Consider the following 20,011-nt stretch of genomic DNA (forward strand, 5'->3'; position numbering starts at 1 on the left):
CCTTGAGCTGTATGAATCAATAATCATAATCGTAATTATGATTATGGTTAAGTTAGCCGCGGGTGACCTGATCGTCAAGAGCCCCCTCTATGCAGTGTCCTTCCGGTCCGCCAAGCGTTGCTCGGGCATGAAGATGGACAGCAGCACCCCCACGGCGAAGATGCACGCCAGAAGGCCGAAGATCGGAAGGAACGCATCTGTGTAGATGGTGGCAACTCCGGATTGGAGCGCCGGCGGGAGCTGTTGGACGGCCTGTGGATCGGTGATCATCGACGGCGGCAGACCAAGCTTGTTGTTAGCCGAACCCTGCGCGAGCATCGTCGCGAACAGCCCACCGAAGACAGCGGTACCTACCGTAACGCCTAGTTCGCGAAGGTAACCAAGAGAAGCTGTCACGCTTCCCACCACCGAATGCGGCATCGCATTTTGCGCTGCCACCACGGTGATTTGCATGAAGCTCCCCACCGCCAACCCCATGAGTGCGAGCAGTATGCCGACGACCGGAAGCGGCGTACCGGGCTGAAGGAACCTAAGGCAGATGGCCACCGCCGCAGCAAGGGCCGAACCGGCCAGGGGGAAAATCTTGTACCTCCCGGTGCGGCTTACAATCCAACCCGTGAGGTTGGTGGACACCATCATTCCCAGGACCATGGGCAGCAGAATCATCCCTGCAACGGACGCTGACGTGGAGTAAACCATCTGCACATAGCTGGGCAGGTACGCCACCACACTGAACAAGCCGGCTCCGATAACCAAGCCCAAACCGGCCGCATTAACCACAGGCCAGCTCCGGAACATCCCCATGGGGATCAAGGCGTGCTCACATCGAATCTCGACGACCACGAACAGCACCCCCGAGACAGCAGTCAGCCCACCGAGCCCCAAAAGAACCCCAGCCGGAGTCCCCGATTCGGTGGATAGCGAGATCATCGCCACCAAGGAACACGTGAAGATCACCATGAGCAGGGTGCCGGCCCAATCCACACCCCCGGCACCGCGGTTGGATTTGAGACGGCGGAGCGAAAACGCCATGGCCAAGGCCAGCAAGCCAACTGGGATGTTGATCCAGAACACCCATCTCCAGCCGACGGTGTCAGTAATGGCGCCACCCACCAAGGGGCTGATGACTGTAGCTACACCAAAAACAGATCCGAGCGGCCCAAGATACTTTGCCCGCTGACGGGGCGGAACAAGGTCCGCGATAATTGCCGGCGGCAGCACAGCCAGCCCCGCGCCGCCAAGCCCCTGCATGCCACGGAATAGTGAGAGTTGAATCATGTCCTGCGCGAAGCCGCACAACACGGATGACCCGAGGAAAATCGTGAGGGCGACCATGAGAAGTACGGGACGGCCGAAGCGGTCCCCCAGGCGCCCGTAGACGGGCATGCCTATTGTCATCGCCAGCGTGTACGCCGTGATGATCCAGGCCATATGGCGCGCGCCATCCAGTTCACCCACCACGGTGGGCAGTGCAGTGGCGACAATCGTATGGTCCAGGGCGCCCAGCAGGACGATGATCAGCAGTGCCGTATAGATGGGGCCAACCCGGACTTTCGGCCCCTGATGACCAGGCTCGGGCGTCTCCACGGACGGACCAGCCGCCGAATATCCGTCGATGCGAGGCTCACCCTGAGCAGGATCCGAATTGGTGAGTGGGGACAAGTTTGGACGGCGCACCGCAACCTCGTTCTGGGAGAGTCAACACATTGACTCGATACCGGCCAGATGCGCGTCCGGAGGAACGTTCACCCCGACCGACGGGCCATGAAGCCCCGGTATCCCAACGAACCTATCATCGGCCTCCGCTTCGGCGCCCAGGCATGGAGCATCGGAATTCGCGATAGCGCACATATTTTGGAACTATTTCCACACCCGCGTCTCCCCCGCGTTTACTGGAGGAAATCTCAACGAAGAGGAGAGCAAAAACGATGACCCAGAGCATCCGCGCTTCTACCGCCGAAACGCACGAAACCAGCCCCGAAAACGCTGCCTGGTTCCGCTACGTCCTCGGCCAATACCCCACAGGCGTCACCCTGATTACGGCCGCACCCGGTGACGGTGACCCTGCCGGAATGGTGGTGGGGACTTTCAGTTCCGTCTCACTGGATCCACCGCTGGTGGCGTTCATGCCCGATGTCCGCTCGACGAGCTGGCCCAAGATCCGCGAGGCCGGTTCGTTCTGTGCCAACATTCTGACCGCCGGGCAGCAGGATGTCTGCCGGGCTTTTTCGCGCAAAGCCGAGGACCGCTTCAGCGCCAACCGGTGGGGAGACACCCCGTCTGGCAGCCCGAGGCTTGAGGGGGCGGCCGCCTGGGTTGACTGCGACATTGAAGACGTCATCCGCTCGGGCGATCACGACATCGTCATCGGCCGCGTCAAGGCCCTGGGAGTGGGTTCATCCAAGGAACTGCCTCTGCTCTTCCTCCGCGGAGGCTATGGGTCCTTCTCCATTCCGTCCATCGTTTCCCCGGCAACCGCGCTGACACGCCACGTTAAAGCAGCCGACGCAGCACGACCGGAGATTGAGAGCCTCGCGAAAACGTTGAAGCTCGAAGTCCTGGTGAGTGGCGTCGTCGACGACTCCGTCGTAGTACTTACCGCGGCCGGCGTGGACAGCTCGCCCGGCGGTTCGCCGTCCCGTGTCGGTGTGTCCTTCGGCCTTGCCGCCCCGCTGGCACCGCTTCATGTTGCATGGGCCGGCGAGGCTGCCGAGAAGCGGTGGATCGACAACGCCCGCGAGGTCGTAGGCGACGTCGACGCCACACTTGCCCATGCAGAACTGCAGCAGGTCCGATCCGCAGGTTACGCAATTTCCGTAGACGTGGGCGCAGCAGCTGAGTTTGAGCGAATCGTCCACATCCCGAGCGATACGGCAGCGCCGGATCTCAGCGGCGTTCTGCCTCTCCTCATCGAGCGGGCTGCATCATCCGGCCCCGCATCCTTGGACGATCCTGCAGGAGTAACATCCCTACACGCCCCGGTCTTCGATTCAGAAGGACAGGTAGCTGTGACGCTTACACTCAACGGATTCTCCGGAAACGACTCCCCGGCACGTCTGGAGGAGTGCCGCGACAGGCTTCTTACCTCAGCCAAGGCAATCTCCGCGGCGATCGGAGGTACTCCCCCGAGCCCCGCAGCTTAGGTCCGCGCTGGCTATTGACCCGGGCTGTGACGGCTCTCATAATTAGTATCAGTATTCTAATTCGAATTTGGAGAATCACATGGTCAACCTACTGACTGCGGACCTCAACCTCCTGGTTGCTTTGGACGCCCTGCTCGTAGAACGCAATGTCACGCGAGCTGGTGCAAGGATCGGAATCAGCCAGCCGGCCATGAGCTCGTCCTTGCAGCGCCTTCGCAGGCAGTTCGATGACCAGCTGCTGACGCGCGTTGGATCGTCTTACGAACTCACGCCCTTGGCGCAGGTCCTCAAGGAAGACGTCGCGCAGATCCTGCGCATGGTGGAACGGACCTTTGATGCTCAGGCGGTCTTTGACCCTGCGTTGTCGACCCGCAGTTTCCGGATCGTTACCTCGGACTACTGCCTCACCGCCCTCTCCGGAAAACTGATGACCATGCTCCAAGAGGAGGCGCCGGGTGTGCAGGTTCACTTTGATGCCGTCACACCTCAGGCAGTGGAACGCATCAAGGAGACGCTCCAGTCCGCCGATCTCATGCTCATCCCCAAGGGTCATTTTTCCGGCTTCCCCCATATGGAACTGTTTACCGATAACTGGGTATGCGTGACAGGAGCCACGTCACAGGCAAGAACACTGACAGTCGAGGAAATGAGGGACGCACGCTGGGCCAGGCTTTTCGGCGCCGAAGTGGATTCGACACTGGCCGATCGCAGGGTGTACGACCTCCAACTGGGCGAGAAGACGGACATCATTGTGGACAGCTTCCTGATGTTGCCTTTCGCGGTGGCGGGAACGGCACGTCTGGCCCTCGTCCAGGAGAGGCTTGCACGAATGCTGGCGTCCGTGGCCGGAGTCAGGATCATGCAGCTTCCCATCAGCCTTCCCAGTTTGGTGGAGTGCGCCTGGTGGCATCCTTCAAAAACCGCAGACCCCGGGCATCAGTGGTTCCGACGATTGGTGGCGCGCGCCGCAGCCCAGCTCGACTCCTCACCGACTGACCCTACTGTCCCCAGATCTACAGAAAATCCCGAGGCAGAGCACCACGTGGAGCCGCAGACGGCTCAACACGTTCTCGCCTGACACAACAAAACATTTCAGGAGTTTCCATGCATTTCTCTTTGTTCCTCACCTCCCGTTCCCGCGGCCCCGAGGAAGACCGCCCCGTCATGCAGGCCATGGTGGAGCATGCAGTCGATGCCGAACAGAAGGGATTCGACGCGGTCTTCCTCCCCGACCACCACTTCACCGGCTACGCTCCCCCCGCCAGCGACCCCTTCGTGTTCGCGGCCTACCTCGCTGGCAAGCTGGAACGAATGCACTTCGGATTCTCCGTACAGACCCTTGCGCTCCACCACCCGGTCCGTTTCGCCGAACGCCTGGCACTGCTGGATCAGTTGACTGACGGCAAACTCTTGGTGGGCGTGGGCAGTGGAACGACGCCCGAAGAAATGATCGGCTTCGGCGTGAACTACCAGGACAGCTCACGCCTGGCCAACGAAAACCTTGAGATCGCCGAGCGACTGTGGGCCAAGAAACCTGGTGACGATCCCGTTGTCTTCGATAACGGCCATTACCGCGGCGCAGTCGTCTCAAGGATCGTCCCCACCCCGTACACCAAGCCTGAACCGCGCGTCATGTCTGTCGCTGCGCGCCCCTCCAGCGTCGAGCGCGCCGCCAAGAACGCCCAGCCGGCCTTCATCCTCGCCTTCACACCACCAGTGATCGACAGCGGAAACGCTTATGAGGAAGTCAAGAAAAACTTCAGCATCTACCGCAATGCCCTTGAGGCAGCCGGCCACTCGGATGAAGCCGTCAAAGCCGCGCTGGAGTGGACCACCCATTCTTTCCAGCACGTGCACATTGCAGAAACGGATGAGCAGGCTGCCGCTGAAATGGACATCATCCTCGAGCAGTACCAGGAGACTGTAGAGCGCGAACACGCCGCCAACAAAGCAGCCGAAGAAATCAGCGGCGTAGACTTGCGCCCCACACCGGATGCGCGGACGGACGGCTACAAGGGAACCTGGTGCCTCTACGGCAGCCCGGAGACCGTTGCGGCAGAACTTCAGAAATACGCTGATCTTGGCATTGGCAATGTCCTCATGGCAGTCATGGGCGGCCCGCTCACCGAAGAACGCCGACGCTTCACTGCCCAAACCATGCGTCTGTTCTCCGAGCGCGTTTTGCCGCTCCTGCCGGCCGCAGACTCTGCTGATGCCGAGAAGGTCGCTGCGCTGTGACGGCGGGTGCTACCACTAGTGAACAAGAAGCAAGCAACGCTGCCCCGAACCTCACTGGCGCAGAACTCACCGGCGGCCTGAACGGTTGGAGCACGTCCGCAAGTGCGGCCATGGGAGTTGAGGAAATGGTCCTGCTGGACGGTCCCCTGGGGATCGTTAGCAAGGCCATGGACGAACGTGACACCTCACTAATCATGCCCTCCGGAACCGCCTTGGGCGCCACCTGGGACCCGGAACTGGTGTCGGATGTAGGCCAGGTCATCGGTCAGCAGGGCGTGGAACGTGGCGTGTCGGCCATCCTCGGACCCAACCTTAATATGCCTCGCTCGCCACTCACGGGCCGTGGATTTGAGATGTTCTCGGAAGATCCTTTGCTCACCGGCATTCTTGGTGCGGCCTGGGTTGACGGTGTGCAGTCGCAAGGTGTTGGTTCCTGCACCAAGCACGTCGTCGCTAATGACACAGAGACCGAACGACGCCGGATGAACTCCCGTGTGGAGCCGGCAACGTTGCGCGAAACGTACTTGCGGCCATTCGAAACTGCCGTCCGATCGGCCAATCCTTGGATGCTCATGATGGCCTACAACCGCGTCAATGGCACCCACTGCTCCCAGAACGCCGAGCTGATTGGCGTCTTGAAGGATGAATGGAAGTACGACGGCGTTGTAGTGTCCGACTGGTATGGCGTGGACGACACCGTCGCTGCTGCAAACGCAGGGTTGGATCTGGAGATGCCCGGACCGGCCACTCATTTTGGCGCTCGTTTCGGTGAAGCCGTCGCCGCCGGTGACGTTGCGCAACCGCGCCTGAGTGACGCCGTCGAACGTCTCACGCGGCTCGCGGACAGGACGGGACGCCGCTCTGGCGGTACCCCACCGGCACCGTCCCGCCTTCGTAGCCAACATGAGCAACGGGCGATCCTGAACAAGGCTGCTTCCCGGTCATTTGTTCTGCTCAAGAACAAGGACGATGTCCTGCCGTTGGATCTCTCGGGTATCAGGACGCTGGCCGTCGTGGGGCCCAACGCGAGCAAACCGTGCTTCCAGGGAGGAACGTTTGCGACGGTCCGCCCGGAGGGCGACGTGGTCTCTCCGCTGGAAGCTATCCGCGCAGCCGTTGGACCCGGCATTGAGGTTCTCTATGAGCCCGGTGCCGCACCATCGTCGGCTCTGTCCCTGACCGATCTTGGCAGCACAGCACCAGACGGAACTCCGGGCGTTCTACTGGAAGTCCTTCCGGCCGGTGAGGCTGAAGACGTCCTCTACAGCGAGGTGCGCCAAGCATCCGCGTTCGTCTGGTTCGGTCCGGTTCCAGGACTGGGAGCCGGCGTTCCCGGCCGTGCCCGCATCACAGCCAACTTCACCTTTCCAAACGCCACCCGATGGACCCTGGGTGCGGGTGGGACAGGCGTCAGTTCCCTTCGAGTTGATGGGACGGAGGTGCTGGAGGTTCCTCCGCCCGCGCCTGACGACGTCATGGGTGTGGTGGCGCGGGCGGAAACCCAAGAGATTGCCCTCGAAATGCCTCAGGGCAAAGTTGAGGTCGTCGTCGAAATGGCCTTCCAGCCTGGGCGCGTGCAGGCCATCACTGCAGTGGCAACACCGGAAGAGGTGACCGACCCGCTGGCTGCAGCGGTGGACCTCGCGGCCCGTGCCGACGCTGTAGTAGTCGTCATCGGTGACCAGCAAGGGTCATCACGCGAAAGCGCTGACCGCACGACGGCGGCACTGGACACGGCCAGCGACCGGCTGGTTGCGGCAGTGGCCGAGGTGGCGACGGAAACTGTTGTGGTGGTCAACGCGTCGCGGGCAGTTTTGCTGCCGTGGGCCGACAACGTAAAGGCCGTCCTGATGGCCTGGTTCCCAGGGCAGGAGTTCGGCCCGGCGCTGGCTGCTGTCTTGGCTGGCAAGGAGGCTCCTTCCGGACGCCTCCCGGTATCCTTCCCCTGGCGCGATGAAGACATCCCCGGATGGGGCACCGGGCTGGATGCTCAGCTCACGCTGAACTATGCCGCCGGCGAACCCATGGGATACCGGCACTTCGAAGGATCAGGGCGTCAATCCCGCTACTCCTTCGGGTACGGGCTTGGCTACACCACCTTTGAGCTGGTGGACGCCGTAACGCCCACTAGCCCGACTAGGCAGGACCCTGCCAACGGCGTCGACGGGATCATCGTTCGGGCGACCGTCAGCAATACAGGCGACTCGCAAGGCCGTGATGTCCTGCAGGCCTATGCCAAGGCGCCCGGCGAGGCGGACTTCAGGTTGGTTGGCTTCAAGGCCGTCGATATAGCCCCAGGCGAAACAGCCGAGGCACAGATCGCCTTGGACCCACTCGGGTTCAGGCGCTGGGATTCATCGAATGCGGTATGGGCCATCCCGTCAGGAGAATGGGAGATTCGTGTGGCACGGAATGCCTCCGACGTGGGAATCCTCTGTAGGATCGCGTTGTGACCCTTCCGGAGACAAAGTCCCGCGAACCCAAGCAGGCCAGGAGCCGCCAGTCGTTTGAAAAGACGATCGAGGCGGCCCTGGCCCTGCTTGAAGAGCGGGGCAACGATGAATTCACGCTGGCGGACGTCAGCGCCCGCTCAGGTGTCTCCATCGGATCCATCTACGCGCGGTTCGAAGGCAAGGACGACCTCGTCAGCGTCGCCCACGGCCGGAAAATGGACGACATCGATGCCGTTTCCAGCCATTTGTTCGAGTCGCTCCCGTCCCATCCGGAGGATGGATTGCAGGCAATCGTCCGTGAGGCCATGGACAAGACCATTGAAGTACTCAGGCGGTACGCCGATATTCTTCGCCCCTTCATGCTCAGGGCGACCAACGATGAAACCATCTCGCAACGAGGTGCGGCATCACACGCAGTACTTGCGGGAAACTTCGCAACCGTGCTGCGCCAGTGGCCTGGCGGTTACCTCGGCCAGGATGAGATTGACTGGTGCTTTAACGTCGCTTACAGCGTGGTCGCCCGAAGGCTCGGCCTTGGGAGCACCATGGAAGGAAGCGGCAAGCTGGAGTGGCCGGAGATTTCGGAAAAGCTCGCCGGCATGGTGACTTCCTACCTGATGGCCAGTTTGCAGGACCCGATCGACACGGCATAACTCTCAGCAATACCGGCTATGCAAAAGCTCGTCTTCCTGACACTTCCCGCCTCTCGGCATAGTGGAAATAAGCACAAACTCACTGCCGATTGAAAGGAGTCCGCCATGCACGTTCGTGTCAGCCCCGGATCCGTAGCCCTGGACGAGCCCGACGATTGCACCAGCTTCAAGGTGCTGTTGTCCGAGGCGGCGAGGGATAACCTCCCCACTCTGCTAAAGACGACCTCCGCCGGCCAACTCGACGACGGTGACGTTCTGGTGTCTGTCGATTGGATCCGCAGCGAGTGTGCAGGCCGGATCGGTATGGGGTGGAACTACCGCTTCGCCAACATGCTGGTCTATGCGGCCGGCAAGGGTTGGCTGAGCGACGACGGCAGCCATGTTCGTGCCCACATTGAGGCTTACTGACAGGGTCACCGTGGACGAGGCAACCTGGCAGCGCCTCCCTATCCGACACGAAGGACGGGCTTCTGGCGACGGTACGCCGGAGAATGGAGGACCCGAGGATTCGCACCCGACTTTTCTCCTGACAGTCCAGTCCATTGGACGTGTAGCCACGTTCGTATTGCAGCGCGACCAGCCGTGGAGCGGCTGATCGAAGCCTGCCACAAGGCGTCCGCATTCGCGGGCGCCTTTTGTTGTCTATAGACGGACTTCCGGGGCCGCTAATTCGGGCGTTTCACGTCTCCCCCAGTTGGCGGAAAACGCCTTTGGTATTCAAGATACTTATACAGGCCGATATTTTGGCTCCATATCTTGTTATCAGCGTCACAACATGCCATTTTGTATACCAGATAGCCATCTTGCCGAATTCAGCGGTATGGCTACTGACGAAAGGAATGGCATGACCCATTGCGAGGCCCCACCCCTCAGCACTCTCATCGATGTGCATCATCACGCAACCCTTCAGGTAGTGACAAACAAACAAGAAGAGCTCGGCTTGACCGTTCCCGATTGGCTCCCCAAATGGTCTCCCGAGATTGCTGTGGACCGGATGGACGAGATCGGCACGACTGCCTCTCTCCTGTCGTTGCCGTCAGACCTTGGTTTTCTGCCCCCAAGTGAACGGCCTGCCCTTATTCGCGCAATGAACGAAGAACTGACCCTACTCGTCTCGAAGAACCCCAGCCGCTTTGGTGCCTTCGCTTCGCTTCCCATGCTTTCTCCAGATGACGCAACTGCGGAGGCCGTCCGGGCCCTGGACGAGTTGGAACTGGAGGGAATTTGCATTCTTTCCAGTTACGACGGTGCCTACTTGAGCGACCCGCACTATGAAGAACTGCTTGACGAGCTCAACAAACGTCGGGCAGTGGTGTTCGTACACCCCATTCTGGTGAAAGAGAAAGTGGCGGACCTGCCGCCAGCACTGCTCGAAGGTACTTTTGACACCACCAGGTTCGCCACCAAGATGGCAGCTGCAAACGCCTTCGAGCGTTACCCAAACATTCGCTTTATCCTTCCCCACACAGGGGGCATGGTTCCCTACATCAAATGGCGCATCGCCATGTACGCACTCCAGGGCGATCTCTGGACGACCGAAACCGACCCCGCAGACTTCGACCGTGAAATTGCGAAGCTCGACGGCCTTTACTACGACACCACCCTGAATCTCGGCCCGCTGCAGCACCTTGAGCGGCCAGACCGCATCCTCTTTGGCACTGACATACCCTGGTGCTCCAAGACGGTCCTGCACCTCCAGCGTGACAAGGTCTTCGAGCAGGCGGCCCAACTGGGCCCGGATAACGCCGAAGCGATAGCCTCTGGAAACGCGCTGGCCCTGTTTCCGAGGTTAGCGGAGCGCATCCGATGATCGTCCTTGCTGATTCCGAAGTGCTACAACTGCTGGACATGCCGGCCGTCATCGATGCCGTCCGGCAGGCCCAGATAGACCACGCAATGGGGATCGCCGCCTTACCCGCTCCCTTGGCTGCAGCACACCCAACCGAAGACTCAATGTTCCTCTCCATGATGGCGGCCTCCAACCGGGACAACCTGGCAGTGGTGAAGCTGCTGGCAGACATTCCGTCCAACAGCACTCGCGGGCTGCCGACGCAACGGTCTACGGTGCTGGCCGTGTCGGCCAGCGACGGAAGGCCGGAAGCCGTTCTCTCAGGTCCAAGTCTGACCCGATTCAGGACTGCCGCCGCCACCGCTGTGGCAACAACTGCGCTTGCACGCAAAGACAGCTCAGTTGTGGGCTTCGTTGGAGCGGGCGCCCTTGCGCGAGCCCACATGCATGCCTTGTCAACCGAGATGCCCATCCAAAAAATCCTGGTTTGGAGCAGGTCAGCCGAACGGAGGCACGGATTCGCCCGCGTGGCCAGGGAAAGAGGGTTCGAAGTAAACGTCAAGGAGAGCCCCGAGGAAATCGTGCGCGAAAGCGACATTGTTTGCACTCTCACGCCGTCCAAGGCGCCCGTAGTTCGCGGTGAATGGTTCGGGGCAGGCCAGCATGTCAACGCCGTCGGGGCTCCACCGAGAGCCGATCATCGGGAGATCGACACCGCCGGAATCTCCCGTTCATCGGTCTTTGTCGACAGCCTGCCGGGAGCCTTGGCCGAGTCAGGTGACGTCCTGATTCCGCTCCAGGAGGGGGCAATTTCACACGCCCATTTCAGAAGAGAAATCGGCCAGGTTTTGGCAGGCCATCACCCTGGGCGCGTATCCGATACGGAAATTACCCTGTACAACTCCCTCGGAACCGGCCTCCAGGATCTTGCTGCAGCCCGCCTCCTTATCGATGCGGCCAAAAAGTCCGGACTTGGAACAGAAATAGACCTCCTGAAATGAAACGCATTTCCCAACTCACACCTGCCAGGACCCCGAACGAAAGGTCACCCATGAAGAACCGACACACCAGTTCCCGAGCGCAACGGCGTCTCGTTCGCCTTGCACCCGTAACTCTGCTGGCATTATTCCTGAGTGCGTGCAGCGGGACGCCCGAGGCAACGCCCACCGAAGAAACCGGGCCAGTCGAGATATTGCTGGCCACCCCCGCCTACGCGGGCGGCGACACGAACCCTTATGAACCCCTCATGGCGGCGTTTACCCAAGAGAACCCAAACATCACCATCAAGTTGGTGGAGACCCCCAACGATCAGCACGGTCAGACCATCAGGACGCAGCTTCAGGCCGGTAATGCTCCGGACATCTTCTACGTCACCGCGGGGAGGGGTATCAACCAGTCATTCGGCTCATTGGCGGACGCCGGATACCTTGAAGAACTTACCGGCCAACAGTGGGCTGCTGACACCGTGCCGGACTCGGCCCGCAGTCTCTATTTTGAAGACAATAAACTGTACGCCATGCCTGTGGACCTCGCACCGCTTGGACAGATAACGAATATCGGAGCTCTTAGGGACCTGGGCGTAGGTCCGGCCACGACCTTCCGCGAAGTTCTGGACCAATGCAAACTAGCCAGCGCCGCGGGCAAGTCACTTTACGGTCTGGCAGGTGCCTCTGCCGCCAACAATGGTATGCACGCCATGCAGATAGCGGCCTCGACGGTGTACGCCCAGGACCCGGACTGGGATGCCAAGCGGGACAAAGGCGAAGCAAAGTTCGTTGGATCCGACTGGCAAGTTGTCCTCGAGCGCATACTCCAACTCAAGAGCGCTGACTGTTATCAGGACGGCGTGGCCGGTGCTGGCATGGACCAACTGTTCCCGGCTGTGGCCCAAGGTAAAGTAACCGCGGCTTTTACTCCTGCAGGCGCCGTGGCCGCACTTCGGGCCCAAGTGACCACCGGAGAGTTCGACGTCAGCATTTTTCCGGGTAACGAGGCAGGGGACAGCAGGCTTCTGGCAACGCCGGTCAATGCCTTGGCCGTGAACGCTGCAGGTAAACACAAGACATCGGCGCTGAAGTTCCTGGAGTTTCTCGCCAAGCCCTCGAGTCAGGATGAACTGGCAAAGCTCAACGGCAACGTAGCCATGACGGCCGCACTGTCTGGTTCCATCCCCGCTCAATTCCCAACCCTGGAGTCATATTTCAAGGATGAATCGAGGATTATCGCTCAGCCGAATCTGGTGTGGCCCAACAGCGGCGTCTTCGATGCTTTGGGCACAGGAGTCCAGGGTCTCCTGACTGGACAGGCAACGCCGGAGCAAGTGCTGAAGGCCATGGATGACGCGTACGACCGCGGAGAGTAGGGCCACACGACAAAGAAACAACTGAACACATGATGGTCAGGGAGGCTGCGGGCTCTTCGCAGCCTCCCTGAAGCCGAGAGCAGCGCCATGTCCTGGGAACTATCCAGAGCGGACCGGCCCTACCGACTCACGGATCACCAGCTCCATCGGATCCAGGGTCAACGCTTCGGAGGCAGAGTGCGTCCCACGGATTCTGGAGACAAGTTCACGCATGGACCGCGCACCCAGCGCTTCGAGGTCCATGTGGACACTCGAAAGGGACGGGACCAGGAACGAAGATTCCGCCATGTCATCCCACCCGAAGACGCTGACGTCGCGAGGGACCGCGATTCCGTGCTCGTGGAGTGCGCGCATGACTCCTATGGCCATCTGGTCGTTCGCCGCCACAACCGCAGTGACCTCGCGGAGAGCAGCGATCTTCTTTCCGGCCGCGTAGCCGGAGCCGGGAGACCAATCGCCTGCGGCTACACCCACTGTTGTCAGTCCAAGTTCGGCGATCGCTTCCTCATAGGCGACTTTACGGTTCCGCGCGGAAGGCCACGCAGCAGGCCCGGCGACATGGAAGAAGTTCCGGTGCCCCAAGGAGGCCAGGAGTTCCACGATCTTCCCGGCGGCCGTGCCATCGGCAAGACTGCCGCGGGCGCGCATCTTGTTGTCGTACTCTCCAGCCACCACGAGCGGAACGGCGGAATCAATGGCGGCTGACTTCGGCCGTGGGACGAACGACAGAATGCCGGCAATGTCCTCACCCGCGAGCAAGGTCCTCAGCTGAAGGGCCCGGGCTTCCACCGTTCCTTCCATGGCCACGACGTCCACCCGATAGCCAGCAGCGTGGGCCGCACCAGCGGCACCGCTCAGCATCCGTGCCGGGAAGTACAAGGACGCCTCCGGTACCACCACCACTACACGGTAAAGTTCACGCGAACGCAGCGACCTGGCTGCGAGGTTCGGTGAGTAGTTCAGCTGCGCAAGTGCCTTTTCCACGCGTTCGGAGGTGTTGGCTTTCAGGGAGTCCTTGTTTTTGAGGTAGCGCGACACTGTCTGATGTGAAACACCGGCCAATTCAGCGACGTCATAGATCGTGGGGGCCTTTGCCCGTCCGATTGCTTCCTGCACCATCTCGTGGCTTCCCTTCAATCTTGATCCCGGCTCTGCGGGAGGGACCGGGCTCAAGCCTATCCCTCCCGCCACCGGCCGTGCTCCGCTGACGGTTCAGCGGGCTAGAGTGCGTGGCCCTTATCCCACTTCTGCAGCGTGCCGCACATACCAAAGATGGTTCCCGGACTGTTGGCTTCTGATCTGGCGACGGTCGCATTGGCGAAATGGCTGGCCTGCCCTTGGGCAAGTTCCTTCAACCAGTCAGCTGTACGCTGGGACTCCGGGGCCACCGTCTCCTCCCACAGTGACTTCCATTCCGGTACCCTCCACTGGATAAGCCGGACGGCGTCCTGATGGAACTTCGCAAGGTACTCCCCTTCCCCCGCAATGGCGGCTTCCTTCAAACGCTGGTATCCGGCCAAGGCCGCGTCGCGCCTGAAGCGGGCTGCGTCCTGGAGAGAGTCCGACGGCGACCCCCCAGTCAGCGAAGCAGCCCGCGCGTACCTGACGGGGTCGGCAACAACATCGGAGTCAAAGGTCAGCACGGCATCCCCGGCTTCAGGCAGCCCACCGTTCTGCATGATCGCCAAAATCTCCAGATCGCCGTCGTTGACCAGCCGATGAATGGTGCCGGGGCTGAACCACAGCAGATCGTTCGGAGCCAAGTCGTAGGACTCGTAGCCCGAGGACCTGATGGTTTCCACCCGACCGGTCCCGGCCAGAACGAAGTAAGCCTCCGTCGAGGCTGTGTGCATATGCGGGGATCCCCCACACACACCGTCAGCTGTTTCCCATTCGTACACCTTCAACCGGGTCAATCCGACGCCGCCCGGGAAAGCCGCCGAAAGCGTGGTCGTCGTCATGCTCCGACCTTTGCGGGCTCCGACTGCAGAGTCTCAGATGCCAACGACGCAAGGCTGGTCAGCCGCTCTTGGTTGGAGTCGCCGTCGGCAATCACCACAGCGTAACGGTTCACCATGGTGCTGCCGGCAACGAATGTCACCTCCTGGCTGAAGAACGGGGCCGGACCAAAGCAAGCGAAAGGTTCCGACCTCGCGAACCACTCGGGAGGGTGTTGGGCGTTGGTCGTGGCATCGGCGATCAGCACTGTGGAGTGCCGGCAACTGTCATCATGCTGCCCAACGAAGGCGAGCCACGGTCCCCGGGTTCCGCGCAAGGTTTCGCCGCTGGCGCCTCCCGGTCCCTCGATCCGGCCGCCGGCGAATTCGCGGGGGCCACGCCAGAACAAACCACCGTAGCCAGCATTTTCGCGGCCTTCCGTGGTGGGCGAACCGATCTGGATGTCGCGACCGGAGACGTTGGTCATGGCCGTTTCAAAGACGAGGGTCCAGGCGTTGTCCGCAGACTCTGCCTCGATGCGGATGGTGCGGATTTCGTCCACAACGTGTTCGCCGGGCTGGGTCCACCAGCTCAGTTCATGCGAGAACTGAAAGGCGTTACCCGTAGCACTGGCTTCGAGAACGCGTTCGTGGCGCATGCGGCCGTTGTTTGGCAGCCACGTGTAATCGGTCTCTTTGCGATAGCTTGGGCCACCCCAAAAGTTGTCGTCCCCGAAGTGCGGCAGTGACCACGCGATACCCTTGTGCCAGACATGGTCCCATGGACGGTAGACACTGACCACCTCACCTGCGGTGGTCCTCAGCGGGTGGAAGAACGGACGGGGCGATTCCCGCTGTTCGTCACTGGCGTCATAGGTGTAGGTGGCGATCTCCAGGTCCCCCAGGGACACTGTCAGCGATTTTTCTTCGTCACGCCAGCTGATGATGTGGTTCATGCGTTCAGTGCTTCCTCTTGTTTCCACGGTTCCAGGTGCCCGTCCATACGGGTGAAGAACGGGCTGTTTTCATTGATCTGCCCGCGGGAAATGGTGCTTCCGCTGACACTCGAGGCGTAGATCGCCGCAGCCAATTCCATGGTGGCGTAGGCATCCGTAATGGAGACCGGCGGGTGGATGCCGTGCTGGATACTCCGGATCATCGCTCGATACTGCGCGGCATGACCGCTGGGGAAGTCTTCGCCGTGATTCCACAGTTCGACGACGTCCTCCCGCCCGGGCGCCGGCGTGAGAGTCCAGTTGTTGTCGCTGTAGCCGTATAGGTGCTCCAGTTCCACCGTTGCGTTCTCGAAATCCAGGCGCGTGTAGGAGGTCTCGCGTGGTGAGATCACGGAGTTGATGACGGTCGCGATAGCCCCGGATTCGAATCGAACCACTGCGGCGGATGCATCTTCCGTGTCAGTTCTGCGGGCCAGCTTTCCAGCGAAGGCCGTGACCTCGGCCCATGGCCCCCACAGGTGCAGGAGAAGATCGAACTGATGGATGCCGTGACCCATGGTGGGTCCGCCACCTTCGACATCCCACAGGCCTCGCCATGGAACGTCGAAATAAGGCTGGTCCCTGAACCACAGGGTATTGCAGGTACCTACCAATGGCTTGCCCAAGGCGCCGGAAGCCTGGAGCTCGAGCAGCCGTTGTGCCCCCGAACCGAAACGGTGCTGGAACACACAGCTGAGGGTTCCCGAAGAGGCAGCTTCTGCCTTCTCAAGTTCGCGCATCTGGCTCAGGGACAACGCCGGTGGCTTCTCGATCACCGCGTGCAACCCGTAGCTGAGCGCCTCAAGCGCCAGCGGAAAGTGGCTGGACGGTGGCGTGCAGATGGCAACGAGATCCAACCCTCCGCCGTCGACCGCTTCTGCAAGGCTGGCGGCGGTACGGGTGACGCCCCACTTGTCCGCAAATTCCTGAGCTCGGGTTGCATCCAGGTCAATGGCTACGGTCAGTTCAATCCCTGGTTGTTGCTGCAGGGCTTCGGCGTGGGAATTGGCGATCCCGCCGGTGCCAACAAAAGCGACGCGGATCTTCTTGGTGTCAGTCATGGCTACTTTCGGAGGGAGGAGGAAAGTTCGTCAATGAACGGCTGGGCGGCCTTCTCAGGTGTAGTGCGTTCAAAGAGGATGTCCGAGGTGTATCGGCTGAGAATGTCCAGGATGGTGCTTCCGCCGGCGGGGGTAATGGGCGGTGCGGGACGCACAGCGTCGGCGATGGAGTCCGTGAAGTCGATCGCCGCCTTGTCCGTGGCAGACAGTTTGGGAGCGATGGCCTCCCGGATCTTGGTGTTGGCCGGGATGCCCCGTTCGGTCAGCATGACATCGCCGGCGGCTTGGCTGTTGGTCAGGTAGTTCAGGAATTTCTCTGCTGCTTTTTGGTGCTTGGTACGGGACGACACAGACCAGAACATCGAGGCTTTGTAGTATGCGCCGGGTTCCTTGGCCTGTGATTCACCCGGAAGGCGCAACAACTTCAGCGGCTGTCCGCTGGCTGCCGAGTAGGCGGTGAGTTGGGTATTGAAGGAGCCGGAGAGCCCCATCTGGTTCTTGGCGATGGCTGTCTGGTTCAGCGATGCCGTGGCGTTTTCCATAATCACGGAAGGTTTCGCTGCTGCTCCGGACTTGGAGAGGTCCTGGATGTTCTTCCAGAAGGACACCAGTGTCTCGGCCTTGATCACTACTTTGCCGGACTCGTCGTACAGCCTGTCGCCCTGCTGACGGGCCCAGATGTAAAGGTCCTGGTCGCTGTACCCGACGCCGACACCGGTAGCTCCCGCACCGCTTTGGCTGATCTGTTGCCCGATCTTCTTGTAGTCATCCCAACTCCACGTGGAATCGTCGGGCATGGCCACTCCGGCCTTCTCCAGGACAGCCGGGTTGGCAATGATGCAGTACGAGGCAACGCCGGTCACCAGCCCCACTAGTTTTCCGTCAACTTCGCCGCTCTTCAGCGTGTCGCCCTCGATGCTTGACGTGTCCAGATTGAGTTTCTTTAAGTCCAGCAGCGCACCACGGTCGCCGTATTCACGGACGTACTTCTCGTCCATCTGGATAATGTCCGGAGCGTCATTTGCTGCCACCTGCGTCGCGAGTTTGTCCCAGTAGCCGTTCCAATCGCCGTACTCCCCCACCACTGTGATGTTGGGGTTTTCGGCGTTGAATGCATCAATAACTTTCTGGGTGGCCTTTTGCCGCGCATCGCCGCCCCACCAGGAAAAGCGGATGGTGACGGGTCCTGTTTCCTCGGCGGCGGGATTGGCGCCGGCACCGCAGCCGGTGAGGAGGAGGGCTGAGGCAGCAGCGGTGGCCGACCATTGGAGGAGTTTGCGGCGGGTAGGTTGAGTCTTCATGAATACACCTTCCTTGGTGTGTTGTGGGGTTGGCGTGGTTGACACCGAATTGCTCTTATTTGATGCCTGTGGTGGCGATTCCCTTGACCAGGAATTTCTGGCCGAGGAGGAACGCGATGAAGACGGGAAGCAGGGACACGATGGACATAGCGAACATGGCACCCCACGACGTTGATGCGGTGGCATCGATGAAAGCCCTGAGCGCCACCGGGACAGTGAACATGTCCGGATCCGTCAGATAGATGAGCTGGCTGAAGAAGTCATTCCAGGTCCAGATGAAAGTGAAAATGGTGGTGGTGGCAAGTGCCGGGACCATCAACGGCAGGATCACCTGTAGGAAAATCCTTGGGTGGCCCGCACCGTCAATCCTGGCCGCCTCGTCCAGCTCTTTCGGGATGCCGCGGATGAATTGGACCATCAGGAATACGAAGAACGCATCCGTGGCCAGGAGTTTGGGAACGATGATGGGCCAGAAGGTATTCACCCAGCCGATCTGGGAGAACAGGATGTACTGGGGAACGATCACCACATGGAACGGCAGCATGATGGTCAGCAGCATCGCCCCGAAAAGCCACTTCTTTCCCTTGAAATTCAGCCTGGCGAACGCATAGGCCGCCATCGAACAGGAAACGAGGTTGCCGATGATGCACCCGAGGACCACGATCGCGGAGTTCAGCAAATACGTGGAGAAGGGGTTCGCCAGCGCATTCCAGCCATCGCTGAAGTTGCTTGCCTCGAATGTCGTGAGCCATAGTCCTGGCTCCTTGAAAATCAGGTCGTTGGGTCGAAGAGAAGACACCACCATCCACAACAGCGGATAGATCATCAGCAGAGCCGAGAGAATCAGGATTATGTGCTTCAGTATCGCCCGCATACGAGTAGCTGCGGGGCTTCGTGGCCGCGACACTTTGCGGGGCGGGAGTTTGGCTTCCTTGCGACCCTCACTGGTTGGGGTGGGAAGAGCTTGAAGTTTAGTCATCGTAGAACACCCAGAACTTTGAGGCGTAGAAGTTGATGGCGGTAAAGGCGCCGATGATCAGGAGGAGTACCCACGCCATGGCCGAGGCGTACCCCATATCGAACTGGCCGAAGCCCTTCTGGTACAGGTACAGGGTAAAGAACATGGTGGAGTCAGATGGTCCGCCAGTACCACCGGAGACGATAAACGCCTGGGTGAAGGACTGAAATGCTCCCACGATCTGCAGCACCAGGTTGAAGAAGATGATGGGGCTCAGCAGAGGCAGCGTGATGCGGAAGAACTGGCTGACTTTGCTGGCGCCATCCACTTGGGCGGCTTCGTAGTACATGTGCGGGATCTGCCTGAGACCGGCCAGGAAGATGATCATGGGACTGCCGAAGGTCCAGATGTGCAGGAGGATGATGGTGCTCAGCGCTGTGTTGGGGTCCGAGATCCATCCTGGGCCTTCAATACCGATCAATGCAAGGAACTGGTTCACCAAGCCTGTGGTGCCGAAAATTTGCTTCCACAGGATGGCGACGGCTACCGATCCACCCAGCAGGGAGGGCAAGTAGAAGACTGAACGGTAGAAGGGCAGGCCCCTGATCCCCCGGTCGAGGACCATCGCGATGAGCAGTGCAACAGCAAGCTGCAGGGGTACGCCCACCAGAACGTAGATGAAGGTCACCCGAAGCGAGTTCAACAACCGGGCGTCTTCGAACATTCGGACAAAGTTATCCAAGCCGACGAACGTCGGTTCCTGAAGCAGGTTGTAGTCGGTGAAAGACAAGTACAGGGATATGAGCATTGGGCCCAGCGTGATGGCCACCAGGCCAACCAACCATGGCCCCAGAAAGACCAGCGCGGCCTTCGTATCGCGACCCTCCGACTTGGAGCCCTGGCCTTTGAGCTTGCCCAGTTCTGACAATGCGCTCATGGTGCTGCCTGCTCTGAGCGGCACGTAGTTGTGCCCGTTGTTGACAATTTCATGGTTTCCTTACGCGACGGCCAGCCACAGCTTCGTGGGCCTGTCCGTCCTTGAATGCGGTATGTCGCTGTTCGTCCGGGATCTGATGTGATCCGGAGCCTTGAACCGGCGGAAAGTGATCGGTAACACAATT

At 60.5% G+C, this 20,011-nt stretch carries 17 protein-coding genes; 9 read left to right on the top strand and 8 right to left on the bottom strand.

Annotated features, from left to right (window positions below; all coding sequences use genetic code 11):
- Positions 1 to 87 precede the first annotated feature (87 nt).
- On the bottom strand, positions 88 to 1,677 hold the full coding sequence (locus ACIQH5_RS03000; RefSeq protein WP_091328094.1) for an MDR family MFS transporter: 1,590 nt from the start codon (positions 1,675 to 1,677) through the stop codon (positions 88 to 90).
- Positions 1,678 to 1,928: 251 nt separating this feature from the next.
- On the opposite strand from ACIQH5_RS03000, the gene ACIQH5_RS03005 reads away from it, so the two are divergent.
- From ACIQH5_RS03005 to ACIQH5_RS03045, 9 genes are all read left to right on the top strand, one after another.
- A complete protein-coding gene (locus ACIQH5_RS03005) occupies positions 1,929 to 3,143 on the top strand; it encodes a flavin reductase (protein WP_400400141.1) in 1,215 nt (404 codons plus the stop codon).
- Between the two features lie 79 nt (positions 3,144 to 3,222).
- Positions 3,223 to 4,221, top strand: a complete 999-nt coding sequence (locus tag ACIQH5_RS03010) for a LysR family transcriptional regulator (protein WP_400400142.1) — start codon at positions 3,223 to 3,225, stop codon at positions 4,219 to 4,221.
- A gap of 26 nt (positions 4,222 to 4,247) precedes the next feature.
- On the top strand, positions 4,248 to 5,381 hold the full coding sequence (locus ACIQH5_RS03015) for an LLM class flavin-dependent oxidoreductase (RefSeq protein WP_400400144.1): 1,134 nt from the start codon (positions 4,248 to 4,250) through the stop codon (positions 5,379 to 5,381).
- Complete coding sequence (locus ACIQH5_RS03020) at positions 5,378 to 7,834, top strand: beta-glucosidase (protein WP_400400146.1); 2,457 nt, start codon at positions 5,378 to 5,380, stop codon at positions 7,832 to 7,834. Before ACIQH5_RS03015 ends, ACIQH5_RS03020 begins: the two co-directional genes overlap by 4 nt.
- Complete coding sequence (locus ACIQH5_RS03025; protein ID WP_091328100.1) at positions 7,831 to 8,487, top strand: TetR/AcrR family transcriptional regulator; 657 nt, start codon at positions 7,831 to 7,833, stop codon at positions 8,485 to 8,487. Before ACIQH5_RS03020 ends, ACIQH5_RS03025 begins: the two co-directional genes overlap by 4 nt.
- A gap of 105 nt (positions 8,488 to 8,592) precedes the next feature.
- On the top strand, positions 8,593 to 8,895 hold the full coding sequence (locus ACIQH5_RS03030; protein ID WP_091328102.1) for a hypothetical protein: 303 nt from the start codon (positions 8,593 to 8,595) through the stop codon (positions 8,893 to 8,895).
- 436 nt (positions 8,896 to 9,331) lie between these two features.
- Positions 9,332 to 10,297, top strand: coding sequence for an amidohydrolase family protein (locus ACIQH5_RS03035; RefSeq protein ID WP_400400149.1), 966 nt, complete (start codon positions 9,332 to 9,334; stop codon positions 10,295 to 10,297).
- Positions 10,294 to 11,277 (top strand): ornithine cyclodeaminase family protein, encoded by a 984-nt coding sequence (locus tag ACIQH5_RS03040; RefSeq protein WP_400400151.1) that lies wholly within the window; start codon positions 10,294 to 10,296, stop codon positions 11,275 to 11,277. The genes ACIQH5_RS03035 and ACIQH5_RS03040 overlap by 4 nt, the downstream gene beginning before the upstream one ends.
- 50 nt (positions 11,278 to 11,327) lie before the next feature.
- Positions 11,328 to 12,638: an ABC transporter substrate-binding protein gene (locus ACIQH5_RS03045; RefSeq protein ID WP_400400153.1), complete on the top strand. Its 1,311-nt coding sequence runs from the start codon at positions 11,328 to 11,330 to the stop codon at positions 12,636 to 12,638.
- A 99-nt stretch (positions 12,639 to 12,737) separates the two neighbouring features.
- Here ACIQH5_RS03045 and ACIQH5_RS03050 read toward each other — a convergent pair whose 3' ends face one another.
- The 7 genes from ACIQH5_RS03050 to ACIQH5_RS03080 all read right to left on the bottom strand — a co-directional run bounded on the left by ACIQH5_RS03050 (position 12,738) and on the right by ACIQH5_RS03080 (position 19,827).
- Positions 12,738 to 13,757 (bottom strand): LacI family DNA-binding transcriptional regulator, encoded by a 1,020-nt coding sequence (locus ACIQH5_RS03050; RefSeq protein ID WP_400400155.1) that lies wholly within the window; start codon positions 13,755 to 13,757, stop codon positions 12,738 to 12,740.
- 101 nt (positions 13,758 to 13,858) lie between these two features.
- Complete coding sequence (locus ACIQH5_RS03055) at positions 13,859 to 14,599, bottom strand: cupin domain-containing protein (RefSeq protein ID WP_400400157.1); 741 nt, start codon at positions 14,597 to 14,599, stop codon at positions 13,859 to 13,861.
- A complete protein-coding gene (locus tag ACIQH5_RS03060) occupies positions 14,596 to 15,531 on the bottom strand; it encodes a PmoA family protein (protein WP_400400159.1) in 936 nt (311 codons plus the stop codon). The genes ACIQH5_RS03055 and ACIQH5_RS03060 overlap by 4 nt, the downstream gene beginning before the upstream one ends.
- Complete coding sequence (locus ACIQH5_RS03065) at positions 15,528 to 16,631, bottom strand: Gfo/Idh/MocA family protein (protein ID WP_400400161.1); 1,104 nt, start codon at positions 16,629 to 16,631, stop codon at positions 15,528 to 15,530. The genes ACIQH5_RS03060 and ACIQH5_RS03065 overlap by 4 nt, the downstream gene beginning before the upstream one ends.
- A 2-nt stretch (positions 16,632 to 16,633) precedes the next feature.
- Positions 16,634 to 17,932, bottom strand: coding sequence for an ABC transporter substrate-binding protein (locus tag ACIQH5_RS03070; RefSeq protein WP_400400163.1), 1,299 nt, complete (start codon positions 17,930 to 17,932; stop codon positions 16,634 to 16,636).
- A gap of 55 nt (positions 17,933 to 17,987) precedes the next feature.
- The gene (locus tag ACIQH5_RS03075; RefSeq protein ID WP_400400165.1) at positions 17,988 to 18,911 is read right to left on the bottom strand and encodes a carbohydrate ABC transporter permease; all 924 of its coding nucleotides are present in this window, start codon (positions 18,909 to 18,911) and stop codon (positions 17,988 to 17,990) included.
- Positions 18,904 to 19,827, bottom strand: coding sequence for a carbohydrate ABC transporter permease (locus tag ACIQH5_RS03080; RefSeq protein WP_091328231.1), 924 nt, complete (start codon positions 19,825 to 19,827; stop codon positions 18,904 to 18,906). Before ACIQH5_RS03080 ends, ACIQH5_RS03075 begins: the two co-directional genes overlap by 8 nt.
- Positions 19,828 to 20,011 lie beyond the last annotated feature (184 nt).

This window comes from Paenarthrobacter sp. NPDC091711 (assembly GCF_044756605.1).
Taxonomy (GTDB): Bacteria; Actinomycetota; Actinomycetes; order Actinomycetales; family Micrococcaceae; genus Arthrobacter.

Excerpts from the sequence above, each read along its gene's own strand:
- ACIQH5_RS03035 (WP_400400149.1), top strand. The coding sequence starts at position 9,332 with ATGACCCATTGCGAGGCCCCACCCCTCAGCACTCTCATCGATGTGCAT.
- ACIQH5_RS03075 (WP_400400165.1), bottom strand. The coding sequence starts at position 18,911 with ATGACTAAACTTCAAGCTCTTCCCACCCCAACCAGTGAGGGTCGCAAG.
- ACIQH5_RS03030 (WP_091328102.1), top strand. The coding sequence starts at position 8,593 with ATGCACGTTCGTGTCAGCCCCGGATCCGTAGCCCTGGACGAGCCCGAC.
- ACIQH5_RS03015 (WP_400400144.1), top strand. The coding sequence starts at position 4,248 with ATGCATTTCTCTTTGTTCCTCACCTCCCGTTCCCGCGGCCCCGAGGAA.
- ACIQH5_RS03060 (WP_400400159.1), bottom strand. The coding sequence starts at position 15,531 with ATGAACCACATCATCAGCTGGCGTGACGAAGAAAAATCGCTGACAGTG.
- ACIQH5_RS03010 (WP_400400142.1), top strand. The coding sequence starts at position 3,223 with ATGGTCAACCTACTGACTGCGGACCTCAACCTCCTGGTTGCTTTGGAC.
- ACIQH5_RS03005 (WP_400400141.1), top strand. The coding sequence starts at position 1,929 with ATGACCCAGAGCATCCGCGCTTCTACCGCCGAAACGCACGAAACCAGC.
- ACIQH5_RS03080 (WP_091328231.1), bottom strand. The coding sequence starts at position 19,827 with ATGAGCGCATTGTCAGAACTGGGCAAGCTCAAAGGCCAGGGCTCCAAG.
- ACIQH5_RS03045 (WP_400400153.1), top strand. The coding sequence starts at position 11,328 with ATGAAGAACCGACACACCAGTTCCCGAGCGCAACGGCGTCTCGTTCGC.
- ACIQH5_RS03040 (WP_400400151.1), top strand. The coding sequence starts at position 10,294 with ATGATCGTCCTTGCTGATTCCGAAGTGCTACAACTGCTGGACATGCCG.
- ACIQH5_RS03055 (WP_400400157.1), bottom strand. The coding sequence starts at position 14,599 with ATGACGACGACCACGCTTTCGGCGGCTTTCCCGGGCGGCGTCGGATTG.
- ACIQH5_RS03050 (WP_400400155.1), bottom strand. The coding sequence starts at position 13,757 with ATGGTGCAGGAAGCAATCGGACGGGCAAAGGCCCCCACGATCTATGAC.
- ACIQH5_RS03070 (WP_400400163.1), bottom strand. The coding sequence starts at position 17,932 with ATGAAGACTCAACCTACCCGCCGCAAACTCCTCCAATGGTCGGCCACC.
- ACIQH5_RS03065 (WP_400400161.1), bottom strand. The coding sequence starts at position 16,631 with ATGACTGACACCAAGAAGATCCGCGTCGCTTTTGTTGGCACCGGCGGG.